Source organism: Pseudoduganella sp. jia 9 (genome assembly GCF_055502615.1).
On record NZ_JBUPWE010000011.1, the window covers coordinates 148390 to 171815 of the forward strand.

General features: G+C 68.1%; 19 protein-coding genes. 11 read left to right on the plus strand and 8 right to left on the minus strand.

The window, feature by feature from the left end; genetic code table 11:
- Positions 1 to 2 precede the first annotated feature (2 nt).
- The 11 genes from ACY34H_RS16080 to ACY34H_RS16130 all read left to right on the plus strand — a co-directional run bounded on the left by ACY34H_RS16080 (position 3) and on the right by ACY34H_RS16130 (position 9731).
- Positions 3 to 1112: a muconate/chloromuconate family cycloisomerase gene (locus tag ACY34H_RS16080; protein WP_464978472.1), complete on the plus strand. Its 1110-nt coding sequence runs from the start codon at positions 3 to 5 to the stop codon at positions 1110 to 1112.
- A gap of 37 nt (positions 1113 to 1149) precedes the next feature.
- Positions 1150 to 1446 (plus strand): muconolactone Delta-isomerase, encoded by a 297-nt coding sequence (catC, locus tag ACY34H_RS16085; RefSeq protein ID WP_464978473.1) that lies wholly within the window; start codon positions 1150 to 1152, stop codon positions 1444 to 1446.
- A gap of 27 nt (positions 1447 to 1473) precedes the next feature.
- Positions 1474 to 2394, plus strand: a complete 921-nt coding sequence (gene catA, locus ACY34H_RS16090) for a catechol 1,2-dioxygenase (protein WP_464978474.1) — start codon at positions 1474 to 1476, stop codon at positions 2392 to 2394.
- An 11-nt stretch (positions 2395 to 2405) separates the two neighbouring features.
- Positions 2406 to 3779 carry a benzoate 1,2-dioxygenase large subunit gene (benA, locus tag ACY34H_RS16095; protein ID WP_464978475.1) on the plus strand — a complete coding sequence of 458 codons (1374 nt, stop codon included), beginning with the start codon at positions 2406 to 2408 and terminating at the stop codon, positions 3777 to 3779.
- The gene (benB, locus tag ACY34H_RS16100) at positions 3776 to 4267 is read left to right on the plus strand and encodes a benzoate 1,2-dioxygenase small subunit (RefSeq protein WP_464978476.1); all 492 of its coding nucleotides are present in this window, start codon (positions 3776 to 3778) and stop codon (positions 4265 to 4267) included. The genes benA and benB overlap by 4 nt, the downstream gene beginning before the upstream one ends.
- 30 nt (positions 4268 to 4297) lie before the next feature.
- Entirely contained in the window at positions 4298 to 5314 is a 1017-nt protein-coding gene (gene benC, locus ACY34H_RS16105; RefSeq protein WP_464978477.1) for a benzoate 1,2-dioxygenase electron transfer component BenC, read from the plus strand.
- 1 nt (position 5315) lies between these two features.
- Positions 5316 to 6101: a 1,6-dihydroxycyclohexa-2,4-diene-1-carboxylate dehydrogenase gene (locus tag ACY34H_RS16110; RefSeq protein ID WP_464978478.1), complete on the plus strand. Its 786-nt coding sequence runs from the start codon at positions 5316 to 5318 to the stop codon at positions 6099 to 6101.
- The gene (gene pcaD, locus ACY34H_RS16115; RefSeq protein ID WP_464978479.1) at positions 6098 to 6877 is read left to right on the plus strand and encodes a 3-oxoadipate enol-lactonase; all 780 of its coding nucleotides are present in this window, start codon (positions 6098 to 6100) and stop codon (positions 6875 to 6877) included. The genes ACY34H_RS16110 and pcaD overlap by 4 nt, the downstream gene beginning before the upstream one ends.
- A 7-nt stretch (positions 6878 to 6884) precedes the next feature.
- Positions 6885 to 8072, plus strand: coding sequence for a benzoate/H(+) symporter BenE family transporter (locus ACY34H_RS16120; RefSeq protein ID WP_464978480.1), 1188 nt, complete (start codon positions 6885 to 6887; stop codon positions 8070 to 8072).
- A gap of 72 nt (positions 8073 to 8144) precedes the next feature.
- Positions 8145 to 9488, plus strand: coding sequence for an MFS transporter (locus ACY34H_RS16125; RefSeq protein WP_464978481.1), 1344 nt, complete (start codon positions 8145 to 8147; stop codon positions 9486 to 9488).
- A 6-nt stretch (positions 9489 to 9494) separates the two neighbouring features.
- Positions 9495 to 9731 carry a hypothetical protein gene (locus tag ACY34H_RS16130; RefSeq protein ID WP_464978482.1) on the plus strand — a complete coding sequence of 79 codons (237 nt, stop codon included), beginning with the start codon at positions 9495 to 9497 and terminating at the stop codon, positions 9729 to 9731.
- Positions 9732 to 9962: 231 nt separating this feature from the next.
- On the opposite strand, the gene ACY34H_RS16135 is transcribed toward ACY34H_RS16130, so the two are convergent.
- The 8 genes from ACY34H_RS16135 to ACY34H_RS16170 all read right to left on the minus strand — a co-directional run bounded on the left by ACY34H_RS16135 (position 9963) and on the right by ACY34H_RS16170 (position 23406).
- The gene (locus tag ACY34H_RS16135; protein WP_464978483.1) at positions 9963 to 10187 is read right to left on the minus strand and encodes a hypothetical protein; all 225 of its coding nucleotides are present in this window, start codon (positions 10185 to 10187) and stop codon (positions 9963 to 9965) included.
- Between the two features lie 401 nt (positions 10188 to 10588).
- Entirely contained in the window at positions 10589 to 10726 is a 138-nt protein-coding gene (locus ACY34H_RS16140) for a hypothetical protein (RefSeq protein ID WP_464978484.1), read from the minus strand.
- 2 nt (positions 10727 to 10728) lie between these two features.
- Positions 10729 to 11412, minus strand: coding sequence for a hypothetical protein (locus ACY34H_RS16145; RefSeq protein WP_464978485.1), 684 nt, complete (start codon positions 11410 to 11412; stop codon positions 10729 to 10731).
- Positions 11413 to 11699: 287 nt separating this feature from the next.
- A complete protein-coding gene (locus ACY34H_RS16150) occupies positions 11700 to 12443 on the minus strand; it encodes a hypothetical protein (RefSeq protein ID WP_464978486.1) in 744 nt (247 codons plus the stop codon).
- A 14-nt stretch (positions 12444 to 12457) separates the two neighbouring features.
- Positions 12458 to 16453, minus strand: a complete 3996-nt coding sequence (locus ACY34H_RS16155) for an eCIS core domain-containing protein (RefSeq protein ID WP_464978487.1) — start codon at positions 16451 to 16453, stop codon at positions 12458 to 12460.
- 12 nt (positions 16454 to 16465) lie between these two features.
- Entirely contained in the window at positions 16466 to 17509 is a 1044-nt protein-coding gene (locus tag ACY34H_RS16160; RefSeq protein WP_464978488.1) for a pentapeptide repeat-containing protein, read from the minus strand.
- A gap of 9 nt (positions 17510 to 17518) precedes the next feature.
- The gene (locus ACY34H_RS16165) at positions 17519 to 17923 is read right to left on the minus strand and encodes a DUF4240 domain-containing protein (RefSeq protein ID WP_464978489.1); all 405 of its coding nucleotides are present in this window, start codon (positions 17921 to 17923) and stop codon (positions 17519 to 17521) included.
- A gap of 65 nt (positions 17924 to 17988) precedes the next feature.
- Positions 17989 to 23406 carry an eCIS core domain-containing protein gene (locus ACY34H_RS16170; RefSeq protein ID WP_464978490.1) on the minus strand — a complete coding sequence of 1806 codons (5418 nt, stop codon included), beginning with the start codon at positions 23404 to 23406 and terminating at the stop codon, positions 17989 to 17991.
- Positions 23407 to 23426 lie beyond the last annotated feature (20 nt).

The window sequence follows — 23426 nt, forward strand, 5'->3', positions numbered from 1 at the left end:
ATATGATTTCCAACATTGAAACCTACCTCGTGGATGTGCCGACGATCCGTCCCCACAAGCTCTCCGTGGCCACGATGAATACGCAGACGCTGGTGCTGGTACGCATTCGCTGCGCCGACGGCGTTGAAGGCTGGGGTGAGGCCACGACGATCGGCGGCCTGGCGTACGGCGAGGAAAGCCCGGAAAGCATCAAGGCCAACGTCGACACGCACATCGCGCCGCTGCTGGTCGGGGTGGATGGAAGCGCGGTCGCGAAAGCGATGGCCAAGGTGCGCAAGGCCATCCAGGGAAACCGGTTCGCCAAGTGCGCGATCGAGACGGCATTGCTGGATGCGCAGGGCCGTCGCCTGGGTGTCCCCATCAGCGAACTATTGGGTGGCCGCGTACGCGACAGCCTGCCGGTCGCATGGACGCTGGCTTCCGGCGATACCGCGAAGGATATCGCTGAAGCGGAAAAAATGCTGGAACTGCGCCGCCATCGGATCTTCAAGCTCAAGATCGGTGCCCGCAGCGTCAGCGAAGACGTAACCCACGTGCTGGCCATCAAGCGCGCGCTGGGTGACAAGGCCAGCGTGCGCGTCGACGTCAACCAGGCCTGGAGCGAATTGCAGTCGGTGCGCGGCATCGCTGCGCTGCAGGATGGCGGCATCGACCTGATCGAGCAGCCTGTGCGTGCAGACAACCGCGAAGCAATGCGCCGCCTGGCCCGCCGCTTCGATGTGGCAATCATGGCCGACGAGGCATTGCATGGTCCGGTCGACGCCTACAACATCGCCCGCATTGAAGGCGCCGACGTGTTCGCCGTAAAGATCGCCCAGTCCGGCGGCCTGATTCCAGCCCAGCAGGTGGCAGCAATAGCGCAGCAGGCCGGCGTTGGCCTGTATGGCGGCACGATGCTCGAAGGTGGCATTGGCACTGCCGCGACCGCCCAGCTCTGCGCCACGTTCACCGACCTGTCGTGGGATACCGAACTCTTCGGCCCGCTGCTGCTGACCGAGGAAGTGCTCCGCGAGCCGCTGGTCTACCGCGATTTCATGCTGCAGGTGCCGACCGGGCCTGGCCTGGGCGTGACCATCGACACCGACAAGCTGCATCGGATGTCACGCAAGTAAGGCAGCGCAAGCAATCGAATCGACTGAGGAGAAACCCATGTTGTTCCATGTCCGAATGGATGTCCATCTGCCGGCCTCGATGCCGGCCGACCAGGCCGCGCAGTTGAAGGCCGACGAAAAGGCGCTGGCGCAGCGCTTGCAGGAAGAGGGCAAGTGGCGCCACCTGTGGCGCATCGCCGGCCAGTACGCCAACGTCAGCATCTTCGATGTCGGCGGCAACGAAGAGCTGCACGCGCTGCTGATGTCGCTGCCGCTGTTCCCCTACATGAAGATCGACGTCACGCCGCTGTGCCGGCACCCGTCCTCGATCCGCACCAACGACCCGCATCAATAATCCGCAGACAGAACACAGGAGACAATCATGACTCACAACGACATCGACAAACTCGTCAACAGCTGGATCGTGGAATCGGCGATCCGCCCGGCCGACCCACGCGTGCAGCAGATTGTGGTGCGCCTCGTGGGCGACCTGTGCAAGGCGATCGAGGACCTGGACATTACCCCGAACGAATTCTGGAAAGGTCTCGAGTACTTCTCGGCCGCCGGTGCGAACAATGAACTGGGCCTTCTGACGCCGGGCCTGGGCCTGGAGCGTTTCATGGACATCCGCGCCGACGAAGCCGATGCCAAAGCCGGCCTGGAAGGGGGCACGCCGCGCACCATCGAAGGCCCACTGTATGTGGCCGGCGCCCCGGTAAGCCAGGGCAGCGCGCGGCTCGACGACGGTACCGAGAGCGAGCAGGCCGAAGTGCTGTTCATGCAGGGAACCGTGTATGGCGAAAACGGCCAGCCGGTCCCTGGCGCCCAGGTGGAAGTGTGGCACGCGAACCTGCTGGGCAACTACTCGCACTTCGACAAGACGCAGTCGGCCTTCAATCTGCGCCGTACGATCATCGCGGATGAACGTGGGCGTTACCAGTTCCGCACCATCATGCCGAAGGGCTATGGCTGTCCTCCGGGCGGCAGCACGCAGCAGCTGCTCGACCTGCTTGGCCGCCATGGCCAGCGTCCGGCGCACATCCACTTCTTCATCAGTGCCGACGGGCACCGCAAGCTGACCACGCAGATCAACATCGACGGCGATGAATACCTGTGGGACGACTTCGCATTCGCCAGCCGCGAAGGCCTGGTGCCACCAGTGGTGCGCGTGGAAGACCCGGCCGCCATCGAAGCGAAGGACCTGCAGAAGCCGTTTGCATCGATCGATTTCGATTTCCGCCTGCATGCCGACAGCGCGGTCGCGCCGGCCACCGAAGTCGAACGCACCCGCGCCGCCGCGTAAGGAGTATCGCCATGAACCAGCGCATCACTATCCCGATCCATCCCGCAAAGCTGTCGGTCGACGGTCTGCTGATCGAAGACGAAGCAAAGGGCGATTACCGCGTCCACCGCAGCGCTTTCACCGATCCGGAGTTGTTCCAACTGGAGATGAAGCACATCTTCGAAGGCAACTGGATCTATCTGGCCCACGAAAGCCAGATCCCGAACAACAACGATTACTACACCACGCACATTGGCCGTCAGCCGGTGTTCATCGCGCGCAACAAGCAGGGCGAACTCAATGCCTTCATCAACGCGTGCAGCCATCGCGGTGCCCAGCTGTGCCGCCACAAGCGGGGTAACAAGGCCACCTACACGTGCCCGTTCCACGGCTGGACGTTCAACAACAACGGCAAGCTGCTGAAGGTAAAAGACCCGGAAGGCGCCGGTTATCCGGAATGCTTCAACAAGGAAGGCTCGCACGACCTGAAGAAGGTGCCGAAGTTCGCCAGCTACCGGGGCTTCCTGTTCGGCAGCATCAATCCGGACGTGGTGCCGCTGGAGGAATTCCTCGGCGGCGCCGGCAAGATCATCGACATGATCGTCGACCAATCGGCCGATGGCCTGGAAGTGCTGCGCGGCGCGTCCACCTACACGTTCAACGGCAACTGGAAGCTGCAGGCCGAGAACGGCGCGGACGGCTACCACGTCTCGGCCGTGCACTGGAACTATGCGGCCACCACCAACCGCCGCAAGGAACCGCAGGCGCAGCCCGGCCGCGAGGACAAGATCCGTGCGATGGATGCTGGCACCTGGGGCAAGCAGGGCGGCGGTTTCTATGCGTTCGACTACGGCCACATGCTGCTGTGGACGCAATGGTCGAATCCGCAGGACCGGCCTAATTATCCGCGCCACGCAGAGTACGCCGAGAAGTTTGGCGAGGCGACGGCGAACTGGATGATCCAGCGCTCGCGCAACCTGTGCCTGTACCCGAACGTGTACCTGATGGACCAGTTCGGATCGCAGATCCGGCTGTTGCGCCCGATCTCGGTCGACAAGACGGAAGTGACGATCTACTGCATCGCGCCGAAGGGCGAATCGGACGAGGCGCGCGCCCGCCGCATCCGCCAGTACGAGGACTTCTTCAACGTCAGCGGCATGGCCACGCCGGATGACCTGGAAGAGTTCCGCGCCTGCCAGACCGGCTATGCCGGCGCGGCCATGGAATGGAACGACATGTGCCGCGGCGCCACGCACTGGATCAAGGGCCCGGATGATGCAGCGAAGGAAATCGGCCTGCAGCCATTGATGTCCGGCGTGCGCACCGAGGATGAAGGCTTGTACACCGTGCAGCACCGCTACTGGCTGGATGTGATGCAGAAGGCAATGAAGGAGAACCAGTCATGAGCAGCGTCGCCATCGAAAGAATCGCCGCCTTCCTGTACCGCGAGGCCCGCTTGCTCGACGACGAGCAGTGGGACGACTGGCTCGAATGCTACCACCCGGACTCCCGCTTCTGGATGCCGTCCTGGGATGACGACGGTACGCTGGTAACCGACCCGCAGCGCGAGATCTCGCTGATCTACTACCCGACCCGCCAGGGCCTGGAGGACCGCGTGTTCCGCATCAAGACCGAGCGCTCGAGCGCCACGATTCCCGATACGCGCACCAGCCACAACATCGCCAACATCGAAGTGGTAAGCGAGGAGGGCGATACGGTCACCGTGCGCTTCAACTGGAACACGCTGAGCCACCGCTACAAGACGGATTTCGCCTATTTCGGCATGTCGCGCTACGTCATCGACTTTAGCGGCGACCAGCCGCGCATCCTCGACAAGTACGTCGTGCTGAAAAACGATTACATCAACCAGGTAATCGACGTGTATCACATTTAGTCAATTCAACAAGCAAGAAGGAGACAGGTGATGAACACTCATCGCATCGCACTGCAGTTCGAAGACGGGATAACCCGCTTCATCACCTGCAACGACAACGAAAAGCTCTCGGACGCCGCATATCGGCAAAAAGTCAACATTCCGCTCGATTGCCGCGATGGCGCTTGCGGCACCTGCCGGGGCTTCTGCGAATCGGGCAGCTACGACATGCCTGAGTCGAGCTACATCGAGGACGCGCTCGAGCCCGAGGATGCCGCCAAGGGATTTATCCTGGGCTGCCAGATGAAGCCGACGTCGGACTGCGTGGTGCGCATTCTCGCCACGTCAGAGGCCTGCAAGTCGGGGGCCCACACGTTCACCGGCAAGATCGCCGCAGTCGATCACCTGTCGGCATCGACGATCACGTTCGCCATCGATCTCGACGACACCGGGCCGGATTTCCTGCCGGGGCAGTATGTCAATGTCGGCATTCCCGGCACAGCGCTGACCCGTTCGTATTCGTTCAGTTCTCCGCCCGGTTCCACGCAGGCGCGTTTCGTGGTGCGCAACGTGCCGGGAGGCCAGATGAGCCAGTTCCTGTCCCAGGTCGCTCAACCGGGACAGACGATTTCCTTCACCGGACCGTATGGCAGCTTTTACCTGCGGCCCGTCGTGCGCCCGGTACTTCTGCTGGCGGGCGGCACCGGCATCGCGCCGTTCCTGTCGATGCTCGATGTGCTTGCCGTAAAAGGATTCGCTCATCCGGTGCGGCTGGTCTATGCGGTGACCAACGACCATGACCTGGTCGGACTTGAGCAATTGGACCGCATCGCCGCGGAGCATCCGAACTTCACCTATGTGACGACGGTGGCGATGGCCGACAGCCCGCACCCGCGCAAGGGCTATGCCACCGCGCACGTCGAGCCTGCCTGGATGAATGGCGGTGATGTCGACGCCTACCTGTGCGGCCCGCCGCCGATGGTGGAAGCGGTTCGGAGCTGGTTGACCGAGACGAATGTTACCCCCGCCAGTTTCCACTACGAGAAGTTTTCGTCGTCAGGAGTGTGAGATGAACCAACGTGAACGTTTTCGCGACAAGGTAGTGATCGTTACTGGTGCCGCCCAGGGGATCGGCCGCGGCGTGGCGCTCGCCGCCGCGCACGAGGGCGCGCAGCTGGTGCTGGCCGACCGCGCCGACGTGGTCAAGCAGGTGGCCGCGGAGTGTACCGACCTGAAGGCGCAGGTGTCCGTCGTGCAGTCGGACTTGGAGACCTACGCCGGCGCTGTCGCCGTCATCGACAAGGCATTGGAAGATTTCGGCCGCGTCGACGTGTTGATCAACAATGTCGGCGGCACGATCTGGGCCAAGCCCTACCAGGAATACGAGGAAGACCAGATCGAGGCGGAGATCCGCCGCTCGCTGTTCCCCACGCTGTGGTGCTGCCGCGCCGTGCTGCCGGCGATGATCCGACGGCGCAGCGGCACCATCGTCAACATCTCGTCGATCGCCACGCGTGGCATTTACCGGATCCCCTATTCGGCGGCAAAGGGCGGCATCAACGCGCTGACCGCCAGCCTCGCCCTCGAACATGCGCAGGACGGCATCCGCGTCAACGCGGTGGCCACTGGCGGCACGGAGGCGCCGCCGCGCGTGGTGCCGCGCAATCCAAAGCCGCTCAGCGCGCAGGAGCAAGTGTGGTACCAGGGCATCGTCGACCAGACCATTGCAAGCAGCCCGATGCATCGCTACGGCACCATCGACGAGCAGGTAGGCGCCATCCTGTTCCTGGCATCCGATGACGCGTCCTATATCACCGGCAGCGTACTGCCGGTGGGCGGCGGAGACCAGGGATGAGCGCCGCCACCGTTCAGCTGAATGGGGCGGCATGCCGCTACCGAACTGACGGAGGCCGCCGCAGTCCCGCCGTGCTGCTGTCGAATTCCCTGGGTACCGACTACACGATGTGGGACGGGCAGGTGGCGGCGCTCTCACGGGACTTCTTCGTGGTCCGGTATGACACGCGCGGCCATGGCGGCTCCGGCAGTCCGCCAGGCCCCTACAGCCTGGACCTGCTGGGTAACGATGTGTTGGCCCTGCTGGATCATCTCGACATCGCACGCGCGCACGTGGTGGGCCTGTCGATGGGCGGCGCCATCGCTCAATGGCTCGGCATCCGCGCCGCCCAACGCGTCGAGCGGCTGGTACTGGCCAATACGTCCGCCCGCATCGGTACGGAGGAAGGCTGGCGAAACCGTGCAGCGTCTGTTCGTTCCGATGGGCTGGCGGCCATTGCCGATTCGTCGCCGAGCCGCTGGTTTACGCCGGCGTTTGCCGAGAACGCCATCGTACGCACCATGCAGGACACGCTGCGCAGGCAGTCCCCCGAAGGCTACGCGGCGTGCTGTGACGCGCTGGCGGTTGCCGACCTGCGCGACGACATCGGCGCAATCACCGTGCCGGTCCTGGTCGTTGCCGGTGACGCGGATCCGGTGACGACAGTCAAGGACGGCGGCGCGCTGTGCTCCCGAATCTCCGATTCCAGGCTGGCTGTGCTGCGCGCATCGCACCTCTCGAACATCGAGGCACCTGCAGCGTTCGCCGGTGAAGTGCTGGGTTTCCTCCAGTCCTGAGGCCGCCATGAGAGACACGGCACGAGCCGGCCAGGCCGGCGAGACGACACCCGGGCTGCCGCTACCCGCCATCGTGGCGGGATTCCTGGCGGTGCTGGTGTCGTTTGCGGGACCGCTGGCGATCTTCTACCAGGCAGCGCAGGCGGCACAGGTCGATGCCGCGATGTTTGCCTCGTGGGTCTGGGGCATTTCGATCGGGGCCGGTGTCACCGGCATTTTTCTCAGCATCCGCTATCGGGTACCCGTCATCACCGCCTGGTCGGCTCCCGGCACGGCACTGCTGATCACGCTGTTCCCGGCACTCTCCGTGGCCGAGGCGATCGGTGCCTACATCACGGCAGCAGTGATCCTGCTGCTGCTCGGGCTGACCGGCAGCGTTGACCGCATCATGCGGCATATCCCGCAGGGCGTCGCCGCCGGCATGATGGCCGGGATCCTTCTTCCATTCGGCTTGAATGCATTTCGCAGCGTCGGCAGCCTGCCGGTGGTAGCGATCGGGATGATCGCGGCTTATCTGCTGTGCCGGCGCATGCTGCCCCGCTACACGGTCGTCGCCGTGCTGGCGGTCGGCGTCGCCCTGGCGCTGGCAGCGGGCAGGACGGATTTCAGCAACGTCGGCTTTGCGCTGGCCATGCCGGAACTGATTGCGCCGGCATGGTCCCTGGGCAGCACCTTCAGCCTCGCGCTGCCGCTGGTCCTGGTCACGCTGACCGGGCAATACCTGCCTGGCATGGCACTGCTGAAGACGTCCGGCTATGACCTTTCTGCCAGGCCGGTCATGGTGACCAACAGCCTGGTTTCCCTGCTGGTCGCTGCCACCGGAGGCATCACGATTGCGATCGCCGCGATCACGGCAGCCATGTGCACCGGCCCCGATGCGCATGAAGATCCCCGCAAACGATACATCGCCGGGGTAGCCAACGGCGTGTTCTACCTGCTCGCCGGATTGTGCGCCGGCTCGATCGTCACGCTGTTCGCGGCGCTGCCGAAGGAACTGGTCGCCACCGTGGCGGGGCTCGCCTTGCTCGGGCCAATCGCAGCCAACGTGGGCGCCATGATGGCTGCGCGCGACCGCGATGCGGGCCTGGTCACTTTCATCGCCACCGCTTCCGGCATGACGTTCCTGGGCCTGGGCGCGGCCTTCTGGGGCATTGCGATCGGCATCGCCGCGCATGTGCTGCTGACTCGCAAATAAGGAGCACCAACACACTCATTCGCACACAAAGATTCGACACAGTATCTATCTAAAACCAAGGAGACACGAATCATGCGCCAAATCGACCTTCAACAACTGGCGGACAAGGCCAGTTTCAACCGCTTCCATGCCGGCGTACTGGCCTGGTGCGCCATCATCATCATCTGCGACGGCTACGACCTGGCCGTGGCCGGTATCGCGCTGCCTTCCATCATGAAGGACATGGGTGTGACGGCACAAAGCGCCGGCTTCATGGTCAGCTCGGCGCTGTTCGGCATGATGTTCGGGGCCATTTTCCTCGGCACCATCGCCGATCGCATCGGCCGCCGCGCCGCCATCGCCATCTGCCTGGCGCTGTTCTCCCTGTTCACCGCGGCGGCTGGCCTGACGAACGATCCCTACGTATTCAGCGCGATGCGTTTCCTGGCCGGCCTCGGCATCGGCGGCGTAATGCCGAACGTGGTGGCGCAGATGACGGAATATTCACCGAAAAAGATCCGCGCCACGCTTGTTACACTGATGTTTTCCGGCTACGCGGTGGGTGGCATGCTGGCGGCGTTGCTGGGCAAGGGCATGCTGGAAGCATGGGGCTGGCAATCGGTGTTCCTCGCCGCCGGCGTGCCGGTGGTGCTGATTCCGTTCGTGCTGAAGTCGCTGCCGGAATCGATGGCGTTTCTGGTCCGCAAGGGCCGCATCGAGGAAGTGCAGGAAATCGCGCGCAAGCTGGAACCGTCGTTCGTGCCGCAGCAAGACGATTCCTATGCGCTCGCCTCCAGCGGCGCCGCAGCGGGCACGCCGATCAGCCAACTGTTCAAGGAGGGCCGCGGCTTCTCCACCGTGATGTTCTGGGTCGCGTTCTTCATGTGCCTGTTCATGGTGTATGCGTTGAGCTCGTGGCTGACGAAGCTGATGGCGGGTGCCGGCTACAGCCTCGGCTCGGCGCTGACGTTCGTGCTGGTGCTGAACTTCGGCGCCGTGATCGGGGCGGTCGGCGGGGGCTGGCTTGCGGACCGCTTCCATATCAAGTACGTACTGATGGCGATGTATGCGCTGGCTGCCGTCTCGATCACGCTGCTGGGCTACCCGGTCTCTACGCCTGTGCTGTTCCTGCTGGTAGGGCTGGCCGGCGCGTCGACGATCGGCACGCAGATCGTCACGTATGCCTATGCGGGTCAATTCTATCCGGCAACGGTGCGCGCTACCGGCATTGGCTGGGCATCCGGCGTCGGCCGCAGCGGCGCCATCCTGGCGCCCATCGTGATCGGCACGCTGGTTGGCATGGCTTTGCCGCTGCAGCAGAACTTCGCCGCGATCGCGGTGCCCGCCGTGGTCGCGACGATCGCGGTCTCGCTGATTCGCCATGGCCGGTCGGCATCGGCAACGGAACGTACCGTCGGCGTGCAGGCGAAGGCATAAACGAGGATGACGACAAATAACTCGAAGACGACATCAGAAACGACATTTCTTTCAACGGCCATCGTTGGCGCGATACTTGCCGCACTGGCCGGATGTGCACGCAGCCACGATGAGGCTGCCACCGCAGCGCCAGCGGTAATTGCAGCGCCGCTGGCTTGCGACGATGGCATCAAGTCCGCCTTCAAGGCGGATGCGGCTACATCGGTCCTGCTGGTCAAGGCCTTCAGGAAAGGCGACGGCTAATTAGAAGAGAAGGGCGGTCTTGGCCGCCCTTCGTCAATCTGGACACGCTTTCCTCTTGCGATTACTTGATGCGATTCCTCGACGAAACGTTACTTTGACGCCGCAGCAAGACGGGCTCGCGGTCAAGGGATCTCGGATGACAGCGGCCTTGGCGTCCAGGGATATGCCTCGAAACACTTTGAGCCTATCCAGGCACCGGACCAATCCTACATTTTCGATGCCCCGGCCCGGTTACGCGCGCTCGGCGCTGATTTCCTCGTTGTGGTCGAGTGCAAGCACGAACGGCGCAAAGCCGAGCGTCAGGACGTTCAGATCCTGCATGCAAAGCTGGTATCGACCGGGATACAAAAGCGTTGCTGTTTCAATCGGCAGATTCCAGTCTGGCGCGCTGGAATATGCAACGTCTGATGCCATGGCGCTTGTCCAGCTCGCGACCGGCAGCTCTACATGGATCACGAAGAGCTTCGGACCGCCGATTGCGGCACCGCCAAGTGCGAATCTTCCTGAATACGTCGGTTGGTGGTATGAGAGAGACTTGCAAGAGCGTCTTGTCGACCAGCGAATGAAATTTGCAAGGAAGGCGCATAATATTTCCGTTACAGATTTACCTTCGAAAGCTTCCGAGAGCTCGAGAGCCGTAGCACGAAGGCTGGAAAAGCGCAAAGGGCCGCGAGCTTTCGTACTTCGCATAATCTATATTATGTCAAATGCGAACTGTGGCACGGTCCATCAGCTTCTTTCAAGCACCCATAACCGCCGCAGACCGTGAGCCTCCCTCACCTCGAACTTTGTTCGCTATCGTCCGACGCCGCCATCTACATCCGCCAAGCAGCGTCGGCATGGAGCAATGCGCTGCTTTACGGCCCCAGCTCACCAGGCGCCGGCTCGATCGTGACGAACGTCTCGTCGCTCCAGTTCCGTTGATGCGCCGGCAGCGGCAACGCATCGCGCGCTTCATCATAGGTGAAGCGTTCTTCACGTGCGCCGTCGCGCATCGTCAGCGCGATGAAGCGTTGCGCGGAACGCGGAGAAAACGACGACGAGTCCGCGCCGTCGCACCAGTTGGACGTGCGAAAAAATCCCGTAGCCAGCGTATTGAACCACCAGGGCGACTGATCCTTGAACACGGCGACGGAGACCTGGCACGCCAGCCTGAGATCGCCGAGCCGGAAGACGTTGTCCGGCCGGGGCTGCGCACGTCGGCCAATCGCAGATTGCCGATCTCCACGAGCCTGGCCACCATCGCGGGCTTTGCGCCGGAGCGATCCTGGGAGAACTGGGTATCCCGCACGGCAACCGTGAATTCGGCGTCGCGCCGGTCGAACCGGTCGATACGCGGCACGGCGAAGCGCATGCCGTCGCGAGGCAGGATTTCGCGGCCCGTCTCGCTGTCGATCGCCACGGTGGCGTGCTCCGGCAATGGCGTGGTGGGCCGCAGGACGAACGTCAGCACCCCGTGCGGTGCCAGACTGTGCTTGTCTTCGAAGGTATCGAGGCCTTCAAGGAAGGCACGGTACGGCCAGCGCGCGGGGCTGCGAATTCCCTTTACCTCGACGCGCGATGCGGACGGTGTGTCGGGATCGGCGGTCACCGGCGCGTCCGTGCTTGCCGGGACACCCCGCGCCACGCCACTGGCAATCAGCGCGCCTGCAAGAATCAGGTATCTGATCGGATATCTCAAGATGGGTCCCCATAAAGTTGAGCAGGGCCCTATTCCCCTCCCGGCTTGACAGGAGAGGGGCGAGGATGCCGGAGCGGGGAGTCGGCCCGCCACCCGCCGTTCGCCCTGAATCAAACTCGACAATACATCCTGTAATGTCGAGTTTAAGCACGAGCGTTCGTTCTATTCGTTGTGCTCGCCTGTCATGCAGACCATCGCGTCGACGCATGGAAAAGATGTTGTCGGCCCGATCGATGTATCCGGCTGGATCGAATGCGAGCCCGGCGCCGTTTTGCACCTGGTGCCGGTCAACCCGGCATCCCCAGTGCCCGCATGATCGCCAGCGGTTCCGTTTCACCCTTGATATCGGCAAGCGTGCCCGGCTCGCCTTCGAATGCGGGAACCCGGTAGAGACCCGTCTGTTCCATCCCTCGCAGCACGAGCACCTCGAACGTGTCCGCGCCGCGCTGCACGAAATAAACCGTGGCGGCGGGAATCGCTTCGGCGACATCCCAGGCCTGCGTGCCCAGCGGCCCCTCCCTAGCGATAATCACCACGCCGCCAGCGCCCTGCTCCACCTGCAGCCACGATTCGCCGGCGAAATCGCCCAGCGCACTGCGCACCGCGTCGATCGACGCACCTTCCACATATGCCGCCGACATCTCCGGCGCGGCCGGGACTGTAACGGGGGCAAGCGAGAAACCCGCACGGGTTGCGATCTCGTCCGGTCCCGCCACCGGCGTACCGGCCTCGCTGCCCTCCTTCCAGACGAACGCATGCCGGCGTTCCGGATCGAGCCAGAGCGCGTAGACATTGTGGCCCGCAGCGAGGCTGGAGAGAATCCGGGCAAAACGCCGGTCGCCGCCTTCGCTCCCGGGCGAACGCGACACCAGCGCGTTGTAGTCGGCCTCCCCCGCCACGGCCTGCCATGGCGGCGGATCGACCGCATGGGGTGCTTCGCGCGCCCATTCCCGCGCGGCGATGCGGTCGAGCTCTTCGACGGAGAACGGTGCCAGTACGGCCCAGCAGATCGAAGCGTCGAGCAATGTCATGATCGTCCTTTCGCCTATGGCCGGGGAATTCCCAGGGTTTCGCCGATTGTACCCGCGGCGGCCTCGCGGATGCGCGTCTCGGAGAGCGGCACGACGCGCGTGGCGGCCAGCCCGTTGGCACCCAGTACGCGACGCAGCCGCGCCAGCTGTTCGGCCGACAGCGCATCGGTCAGCCCCAGGTACGGCACGTTGCCGGTGGCCGCCTGCGCGTCGCCGAGCTGCCGCAGCATCGTATCGATCTTCCTGACCGCTTCCTTCTGCGCATCCGTCAGACCGCGGCGGTTGATCCGCTGCACCGCCGCGTCCAGCGCGTCGTCCCATGTGTTCGGCGTCCAGCCCTTGATCTCGAAGCCATGGCGCCTGCTGGCCACGGTGATCTCGTAGTCGATCTCGCTCGATCCCATGCGTACCTGCCGCCGCACGTTGCTGCCCAGCTGCGCAGCGTTCTCCGCGGCCACCAGCTCCGCGCCGGCGCCGCGCGCGGCGGTGCGGAAGCTGACGATCAGGCTGCCCGACGCGGGATCGGCGGCGGTGCGCCGGTACAGGTTCCATGGCGTGCGCCGGTCGCGGCCGAGGAAATCGAGCGTTTCGTCGGCGATCCGCGTGCGGTTCAGCCATGCCAGGTCGAGCACTTCGCGGCCTTCGCGGGCCTTCGCGCCCAGCACGGCCAGGGCTTCATCGGAAACGCCGGGCCGGTTGACCAACTGGCGCACCTCGGCGATGAACAGGTTCGGCGAACGCGACTGCGCCGCGGCCGTCAGCAGGTCGGCCAGCGACGCCAGCGCGTTCGGGCGCCGTGCGATGACACCGTCGACGGCGTTCAGGAACGCTTCACGGGCGTCGGGGCGCAGCTGGGCGGCGCGCTGGGCCACCGCGAACCGGGCGCTGGCCGCCTGCTCGGCACGCCGTGCCGCCGCCGCCCGCGCCTGCTCCGCTTCCGGAGTGGTGCCGGTAATGGCCGCGGCCTCGCCCTCCGCCCTGCCGATGGCACCCTCGAGCCGCCCCAGCACCCGCCTGCCCGCGGCTTCGCCGGCGGTGCCGGCAAGCTTGCCGGTCAGGCGCTCGGCGGCGACTTCGCCGCGCGAAACACGCAGCATCGCAAAGAAGCCAGGCCGTGCTTCGGCCACCGTGTTGGCCGCCATCGTCGCGCCATCGGCCGTGGCGGCGGCGGCGGCTTCGGCCGGCGTGGCGTAGCGTGCGATCGTGCGCCGCATCGCCTCGGCTTCGGCGCGCAGCGGCATGATGGCTTCACGGATCGCGCCGGGCAGCGCGGCCACCCGGTCGGCGGCGCTCACCAGCCGCGGCACGAGGCCCGAACCGATCAGCCGCGCCACGTCGCGCGAGATCCAGACCGCCACCGCCACGTCGTAGATCTCCAGGAAGTCGCGGCCTTCCGGCGTGGCGGCGATGGCCGTGCGGTTGCCCTCCACCGCTTCCATGCCGGCGATCAGGCCCGCGTTGACGAGCGCCGCGCGGCCCACCGTGCCCGCCGCGGCTTCGGCCAGCGCGGCGCCGGCGGCGCGCATGCCGCCGCCTTCCACCAGCGCGCCGGCCAGCGCGGGCCCGAACGCGCGCAGCAGGCCGGTACCGGCCATGATCCACATATAGCCGTGCAGCGTCGAGGAAATCGCCCGCTGCAGGATCTCGCCGGAAGGCGGCGTCAGCAAACCGACCGCCTCCAGCGCGGTGACCACGCGCGTTTCGCCGGGGTTGCCGAGGATGCGCACGCGCACCAGTTGCGTCGGCAGCAAGGGGCCGACCGGCGGGCCGCCGCTCTGCAGCATCGTGCCCCGGGCACTGCGCCACACGTTGCCGGCCAGGCTGCCGACGCGGATGATCTGCGGCTGGATGGTGATGGTGGAGCGGTTGAAGGCGCCGGGCGCCGCGCCGCCGACCGTGCGCTCGTGGCCGAGCGCCACCTGGCCGCCCGCCTGCGCCGCGAAGTCGGCATCCGACACCGTGCGCGATGCCGCCGTCGCGCTGGAGAAGTCGGCGCCGTGGAAAAAGCCGTCTTCGTCGAAGCCCGCCGTCAGTTCCGGCAGGTCCTGCAGGTTCTCGCCCGCCACCTGCATCGTCGCCACCGCTTTCACGGTGAATATCCGGCCGATCATTGCCACCCTGCCGCCCGGATCGGGCATCCGGATCAGCCGGTCCATCGTGCCGTTGGTCGACAGGCGCCGTTCCAGCAGCGGGAAATCGGCGCCGGGCGTGGCGTACAGGATGCGGGCGATCAGCGTCGCATCGGCGTCTTCATGGCGCGCGACGGCCGCATCGATCAGCGTCACGCGCTGCTCCAGCGTGGCCAGCGCAAGCACGTCGAAATCGAGTCCGCGCTGGTCGGCGGGACTGCCGGCCAGGGCCCGCGACAGCAGTTCGGCGCGGCGCGTACGCTCGTCGGCACCGGCGGCGCCGCCGCTGGTGCCCGCTTCGGGCTGGAATTCGCCGCCCGCGATCGCCACCGTCCCCGTGTATTGCCACCACCAGTTGTCGATGTGTTCCGGCGGGCGGTTGGTGTTCCAGCTGTCGGTTCCTTCGACATAGCCCTGTTCGAGGCGGGGGAAATCGACCGTGTAGCCGTAGAAATGCCCGTCGCCACCCGGGATCATCACGCGCGGCCCCGCATGCGGCGCGTTGCGCAGCGAGATTTCGGCCAGTGGCGCCGTGTTCTCATCGACGATGCGCTCGCTGATGCGGATCTGGCCGGTGCCGTAGTCCCACTCGCCGATCGCCAGCGCGGCGCGCCTGGTGCGGTAGGCATAGCCGCCGACGACCGTGCCGCGCGCCATCGGCCCGGTCACTCTCCGGTCGTCCGGCCCTGCCCCGGCCGCCGGCGCGCGCGTCGATCCGCGCGCGATCAGCCGGCGGATTTCCCACGCCTTCCGTTCCGCCTCGTCGAGCAGCCATTCCAGCGCCGTGTGCGTGATATCGCTGAACGGCCAGGGCCGCTCCATCGTCAGCCGCCTGGCGTCGAGCGCATCCAGGTAGCGGTCGAAGTAGCTGACGCCGTGGGCGTCCGCCAGGCCCGAGCGGCCGCTCCAGCGCACCGTCGTTTGCAGTAGTTGCCGCTCGTCCGCGTCGCCGATCAGCCGTTCCGACAGGATGCCGATCACGCTCGCCACGTCCGCCGCCAGTTGTGTCTCCAGCGCGGTGCGCAGCGGTCCGGCCACGTCGTTCGCCAGGCCCTCGAAGCTGCGCATGCGCACCAGCTGGTCGCCGACGAAGTCGAAGCCGCCATGGCGCTCCGTGCTGCCGTACAGGCGGGTGGCAACCTGGTCGCGCGTGGTGCCGGCCGGCGTGCGGAACTGCGCCGGGTCCGCAGGATCGACGACCGGCAGCCAGTCCGCCAGCGGTTCCAGCGCCACGTCAGGCTCGCGTGCCGGGCCGGGCGGCAGCGGCGGATGGTCTGGATCGTCGTCCTGGCGCATCACGCGCGCCGCGGGACGGGCGGCGATCACGGGTGCGGGGCGGCCAGCTGCCACGCGGTCGGCCACCTGGTGCGCTTCCCGTTCGGCGGCATCGTGCGGTTCGCTCGCCTCCCTGCCCACTTCCCGGTTCAATTCGCGGTTCACTTCGCGGTCCGTCACGGCGGCGAGCCGGCCCTGGATCACGTGGCTCAGCTCATGGGCCAGCAGCCGCGCGCCCGGCGCCGTATCGGGCCGGTACTGGCCGGTGCCGAAGTGGATCGCCGCGCCGGTGGTGAACGCGCGGGCCCGCAGCGCCGCTGCCTGGGCGGCCGCCCGGTTGCCGTCGTGGATGCGCACGGCGCCGAGATCGGTGCCGAACCGGCTTTCCATTGCCGCGCGCAGCCGGTTCGGCAATGGCTTGCCGGCTTCCTCGTCCGCCAGGCCGGCATCGCGCGTGGCAGCGCCGTCGGCCGCCGCCGCGCGCCGGCTGAGCGCCTGGTTGCCCGGCGCCTGTTCCTCGCCTTCCGGCAGCAAGGCGTCAAGCTCCGCCGCCGGCGCCGGAGCGCGGGTACCACGCCCAGGGGGAAACAGCCAGAAGCCGGCCATGGCGCTCGGCTGTCAGTGCAGTCCGCCGCGCAAGCCACGCACCAGGGAGTCCAGGACATCCTCGGTCGATGCCGCGCCATCCAGGCCGAGTTCGGTGCGCAGTGCCTGGACGGCGGCCTGCGCCTCGGGCGGCGGCGCGCTCCCCGGTGGCTGCTTCAGCGCCCGGGCCAACGCCGGCAGCAGGTCGCCGCCCAGCCGGGGCAGGATACGGCCCACGGCGGCCAGGGTATCGGCTTCGATCGCGCTTTCCGGCCCGGTCCCGCGCAGGCGCGCAGCCTCGCCGGCCAGCCTGACGGCGGTTTCCGGGTCCATCACCGCATGGTGGCCGGCCGTGCGCAGCACCTGCGCGACGACCGGCGCCATCGTTTCCACCAGTGGCCGCAGTTCCTCGGGAAAATCCGCCTTCCCACGGTCGGCCGGCGACGCCGCGCCGCGCAGGGAATCGCCCGCAGGACCGGACAGGCCGGACCCGGTCAGGTCAGCACCGGTGAGGTCAGCACCGGTCAGGTCGGCCCCCGTCAGGTCGGCATCGTGCAGGTCCGCGCCCGTCAGGTCGGCGCCACGCAGGTCGGCATCGGTCAGCACCGCGCCCAGCAGCCTTGCTTCGCGCAGGTCCGCGCCGCGAAAATCGCTGCCCGTGGCGGTCACGTTCTCCAGCACCGCGCCGCGCAGGCTGGCCCGCGAGAAATCGGTGTCGGTCAGCACCGCGCCGGTGAAATCGGCATGGTCGAAGCGCGCCCCGCGCGCCTGGCTGTTCTCGATGCGCGCATTGGCCAGGTGCGCACCGGCGCCGCGCACGTCGTCCAGCACGCACAGCCGGAGCGTCGCCGCGCCCAGGTCCGCACCCTCCAGCCTGGCGTCACGCAACGTGCAGGCACGCCATTTCACGTTGGACAGCCGGCTGTCGCGCAGGTCGGCATCGTGCAGGTCGAGGCCGTCGGCGCGCAAGCCTTGCAGGTCGGCGCCGCGCAGGTCGGCTGCGCCGAGCGCCAGGTTGCGCGCGGTCCGGTGTCCTTGCGTGCAGGCCAGGAGCTGTTCGGCGAGTGCTTCGTTCATGGCGGTCTCCTAGTAATCGTGGCCATAGGGCGGCGGGACTTCACCGTAGCGCGCGAAGTAGGCTTGGTGGACGTCGTACTGCATGTCGTGGGCCGGATCGTCGAAGTCAGCGTTTTCCGGCATGCGCTCCGGGTGGGCGAGCACGTCGTCGTAGAACGCCTTGCCCCTGCCCACCACGTCGTCCGCCAGGTCGTCGAGCGCATCCTCGGAAAGGGCCGGGTCGCCGGTGTCGACATAGGGCTGGTCGCGCAGCGTGCTCTGGAAATACTCGAACCACCACGTGAATCGGATCAGGCGCCGCCGGTCGGCCTCCTCCAGGGAGGCGGTGAAGGCGCCGTAGTCGCGCCGTGCGAGGTCGACCATCGCCCAGAACTCGGCGGGGTCGGCATCTTGTTTCCAGGCTTCGGTATCCATGCGGGGTTCCTCGTTTGGCTGTCGTTTGGTTGTCGTTTGGCGGTCGATGGGAGCGGCCCGGCCGCTCATAGCGTCTTCATGATCTTGCGGATCTCGCGGCGCGCATCCTTGAGCCAGCGCTGCACGGTGCGCCGCGACACGCCCTTGGCCAGGGCGATCTCGGCGTTGGTGGCGCCGCCGTGCAGCAGCCTGGCCAGTTCATCGGCGCTGGGCACGCCACCGCGCACCAGCGGCGGTGCCGCGCCGGAATCCTTGCGCACGAGATTGCCGTTGATGTCCCACATCAGGTCCTTGTTGGACGGGTTGACGAACGGCGTACCCCGGTCGGCCCTGCCCAGCCGGGTATCGGTATTGTCCCAGGGCAGGATCTGGCCTTCCTGGGTCAGGCGTCTGCGCAGGTCCACCTCGATGTCGTCGATCGTCACGCCGCGATGCGGCCGGACGATGGCGATGTCCAGTTCCAGGTCCAGCCCGAGCTTGTTGCCAGCGTTCGAATACTGGGTAATGCGCTTCAGGTGTTTCTCGGCGATCCCCACCTTCAGCACCGCCCCGCTGGCGCGGTCGCGCAGGATATAGATCGCCTTGTCCCGTTTCGCCTTCGGCACGGACGCGAAGTCGGCCGCGGAAATCGTGTGCGTGCTGACGACCGTGGCTCTCAGCTCCTGCAGATGCGGCGAGGTCACGGTGACGCCGTTGACGGTTTCCCGCAGCAACCTCGGTTCGTCGATGCGCTGCTTCATCGCCGGATGATCCTGGGCCAGCGCCCTGAACTCGCGCGCGATGGCCGCCGCTTCCCTGACCATCGCCGCGCCCGATTCGCCGCCGGCCAGCCGCGCGTCCACCGTATCCACATGGGCCCGCATTTGGACCAGCCGGTCCAGCAGCGGCCCTTCCGGCAGACCTTCCATCATCCGGTCGAGCTTTGCCTTGACCGGCGTACAGCCGGTGCAGATCTCGCAACCTTCGCGCGTGACGCGGAAATCGTGATCGGTATCGCCGACGCGGGCCTTCACGGTGGTGGCGTCGGCCAGGTCGGCATCCGTCATCCGGTTGGCCGGTCCGGCCAGCTCGGCATCGTCGACGCGCGACGTTTTAACGCCGGCGTCCGGCTCGCGCATCGGCGGCGCCGCCTCCGTTTCGCCGGGGCGACTGCGCGGCGCTTCGCCCGGCGCGGCGGGCCTGGTGGTGGGCGCGTCTGGCGTATCGGCGGTCCGGGGCGCCTCGGCCGGGCGCGGCACCGCGCCATCGGCCTGGGGCCTGGCTCCGGGCGCTTCCGGCGCCGGGCGGCCGAACAGCCGCGCGCCTGTATCTTCCAGGCGCTTGCCCAGCCGGGCGCCGGCATCGCCCGGATCGAACTGGCGCAGGCGGTCGCCGGCACGGCCGAGCCGGGTGTCGGGCGCCTCGCGCGGCGCGCTCCCATGGCCCATGCGTGCCGCGCGGGCGCTGACGGCACCGCCGGCGGCGGCCGAGGCGGCACGCGTCAGGTCGAATTTCTGCCCGCTGAGCCAGGCCGCGATGCCTTCCACGGCGAAACCGAGCACGGCACCGCCGGCCACCTGGGCGACGGCGGCGCGCCGGCCCGCCGCGGCGCCGGCCTTACCGGTGGCCGGCGGTGCGCCATCGGCCGGCCGGCCCGGCGCGGCATCGGCAGGGCGTGGCGTGGCGGCGGCATCGCCCGGCCGCGCGGCCGCCGGTTCCGAAGGCCGCGGCGGCGCGGTGTCGGGCGCATGGGGCCGCGGCGCGTCCGGGCCGCCCGCATGCGGTGCCGCCGGGCCATGCGGGGCGCCGCCGCGCGGTGCCGGCGCATGGGGCGCCGCCACGTGCGGCTTGGCGGGAGTGGCGCGAAAACCCACGCCGGACATCGAACCGGCCATCAGGAACCCCTGCCAGTTGAATTCCTGGCCGAACGCGTAGTAGCCGATGGTTTGCGTGATGCCCTCGGCCGCCAGGTCGGCGCCGACCTGGATCGCCAGCTGGGTGGCCACCCGGGCGCCCGCCGCGCCGGCGCCCGAGGCCAGCGCGCCGCCGGCGAAACCGAGGCCGCCGCCGATGGCGCCGCCGATCGCGCCCATCACCATCGCCGTCACCAGGCCCTCGTCCCACGCCTCCCCGGACGACCAGTTGTTGAGGATCTGGATCAGTCCCGCGCTGGCGGCGCCGACCAGCGCGCCGACCAGGATCACCGCGAACAGGCTGGCGCCGGCGCCCAGCGTGACGATGCTGATCACGGCGGCGGCAATGATGACCAGGACGATCAGCACGATCGCCACCACCTTCTTCCAGGCCGGCTGCTCCTTCGACGCGGCCTTCCATGCCTCGCTGGCGATCTGGTCGTCCAGCTCGCCGATCTTGCCGTCCAGGTCCTTCACCAGTTCGGCGAGCGATGCGGCCACCGCGGCATCCACCTTTTCACCGATGGTGCCGAGCGCCGTCGCGAAGCCGGTGACTGCCGCCTGCATCGCCTCGCTGCCCTGCGCGGCGCTGTCACGGGCCTGCTCGACATGGCGCGCGGTCAGCTGGCCGAACGCCGCGGTCGCGCCGGCCATCATGCCGTGCATCTGCGCCGCGAACCCGCCTTCGGCCTGCGCGGCCTGCGCGTCGTTGCCTTCCGTGACCTTCTGCAGTGCCGCCAGCGAGGCCATGCCGAGGTCCACCAGCGCGCGCTCGGCGCCCAGCGCGCCTTCCTCCATCTTGCCCAGCAGCGACTCCATGCCGCCGCCCAGCGCGGTCTGCAGCGTGCCCAGTGTCAGCGTCAGCCAGTCCGGGTCGGGCACGCCGCCGGCGGTGAGCCGGTCGCGTACCGTGCCCAGCACCTGCTGCAGCGAAGCCGAAGCGGCCGCCACGCCGCGCACCAGGTTCGCCGCGCCGCTGTGGGCCAGCTGTTCGACCGCCAGCTGCTTCAGGTAGCCGGTATCGGCAGCCGCCTGCCGCTGCGCCGCTTCCTGCGCGGCCAGCCCGCCCAGAGAAGCGGCCAGCGCACCGTCGATGGCGGCCAGGTTGCGGTCGCGCGCCAGGCCGAGGCCCTTGATCGCCTGTCCGCGGGCGCTTTCCAGGCCCGACGTCAGCTTGTCGTACAGCTCGTCCAGCGTCTGGTGCACCTGCCGGGCGCCGGCGATCACCGCGCAGCGGTACACCTTGCGCAGCTCGCGCAGGTCGTAGCCCTTCTTGTTGGCGGTGCGCAGGAAGGCGTTGCGGTAGCTGCCGGCCGTCTTGCAGGCGACGTCCTGCTGGGCGCGGGCGCGCCGCACGGTCAGGCAACCGTCCCAGAAGCCGTCGTCGTCGTAGGCCACGCCGGTCTTCGGATGGGTCTTGCAGCGTTCGTATTGCCGCACATGTTCCTGGCCGCGCCGCAGCGCACGGCCGGCGTATTGCGGGCCTTTCAGTTCGTGGCTCTTGCGGCCGGCGGCGAAGCGGGCGTTGACGTCCTCCAGCCCGCCGGTTTCCTTCTCGTCGGTCTGCTCGATCGCGGTGCCGTACTCGTCGTCGAGCGTGGCCAGCGCGGCGTCCGTCTCCGCGTCGACGGTGGCCACGCCGGCGTCATGTTCGGCCAGCACGTGGGCCCGCGCGGCCTGCGCGGCGCCCATCGAATGCGCGCGGGCGGCCATGATGCGCTCGGAGATGGCCGATTTCTCCAGTTCGATGGCGGCCGCGGTGTTGGCGTTGATGCCGTCGGCCAGGCTGCCGATGCGCCCGGGCATGCGCTGCAGGCCGAAAGCGGCCGCGTTGGCGATCTGGTCCCCGGCGTTGTCGAGGAACGCACGGGTCTGGTCGAGCGCCCTGTCGCGCGCCGCCTCGTCCTGCGTGCCCGGTGCGCCGCCGGTAAACGCCAGGCCGCTCTGCAACTGTCCGCTGCCCGCCTGCGCCGTTTCCAGCACGGCGGCAGCCTGTTCGTAATCGCCGACCGCCGCGTCGCGCTGGCCTTCGGCCTGGCCGATCTCGCTGTCGAGGCCACCGGCCGACGCACTGTCGGGCGCTGGCGCCGCCTCGCCGGCACCTGGGCCGCCACCGCCGCCGCCCTTGCCGGCCTTGCCGCCGGCGCCGCCAGGTACTGCTTCGCCCCCTGGCGCCGGCGGCGCGCCGCCAGCCGGCGGAACGCCAGCCGCGGCGCCGGCAGCCATGCCGCCCGTGCCGGCCTGCGCCATCGCCGCTTCCGCCGGGCAGGCGTCCGGCACATCCTGCCAGGCGTCGAAGGTCACCCGTTCTTCTCCCTTCGACTCGTTCTTGGCGTTGTCCTGTTTCGGCTTCTTGGTCTTGCTGGGCCTGGGTGGCGGGTCGACGTTGTAGCACGGCGCGTCCAGCGCGCCGCCGCTGGCCGGCGCGGCCGGCTTTGCCGCCGCGCCGGGCGGTGCGCCGGCGCCGCCCCCGCCAGCGCCGGGCTTCCCGGTCGCGGCCGTGGTGACGCCTTCGGGCGGTGCTTCACCATCGTCCGCCGCCGCGTCGAGCGCCGGCGCGGTGTCGCCGCCGCCCGGTGCGGCGCCGCCCTTGCCGGCCGCACCCTTGCCTTCCTTCGATGCCGCGCGCTCGCCCGGCACGCGCGGCGGCGCCGCCGGCGGCTCCATGGTGCGCGCCGGCGGCGTGGTCAGGCGCTGCTGGACCGGCCCGGGCGCCGCCTTCGCGCCGTCGTTGGCGCCGCCGCTGGCCGGCTTGCCCGGCCGGGCAACCTGGTCGAGCAGGCCCTCGGCGGAACGGCCCCGCACCACGGCATCGGCGACACTGTCCGCATGGCGTTCCCAGGCATCGCCGGCGCGGCCGACATTGCCGGGCAACCGCAAGCCGCTGCGCTGCTGGACCACGTGCGCCGCTTCGTGCGCGGCCAGGTGCAGGCCGGGGGACTCGCGAAAGCCGATGCGGTTGCCGGACGCGAAGGCCAGCGCGCCCATGCGCCGGCTGGCCGTCGCCGCCGGTCCGCCCACGGCGGTCCGCACGTCCGACAGGTCGTGGTGGCCGAAAGCCGCCTGCAGGGTTTCGGCGTGCGGCAGCGGTCCGGTGGCGCCGGCCAGTCCCTTGCCCGCTTCGCGCTGGATGGTGTCCGGGTCGCCGGGCGAATCGCCGTCGCGCTGCACCGGTCCAGCCTCCTCGCAGGCATCGCAACGGGCCTGGACAGGGGCGGCCTGCACGCAGGTGGGTTCGCCGAACTCCGAACAATCCCACAGCTGCACCAGGCGGTTGCCCGCCACCGGCGTTCGCAGCTGCACGGCCTGCTGCTGGACCTGCGGTGGCGGCTGGGCTTGGCCCTGTTCGTGCCGGCGGGCCTCCTCGGCGCAGGCCGGGCACGGTGCGGCGCCGCCGGCACAGGCGGCGCAGTGCCTCTGCACGGGGCCCGGTACCGCAGCGCCAGGCCGGCGATGTTCCTGCGCCGCCAGGTTACCCGCTGGCTGGAGGTCCGGCCCGCCGCCGTGGCCCGCCGGTGCCGGCCGCGCCACGGCCGGCGTCCTGGCCGGCGTCCTGCCCGCGGCAGGCTCCTTCCCCGTGGCTGCAGCCATGGTCCGGGCCGGTTGGGCGC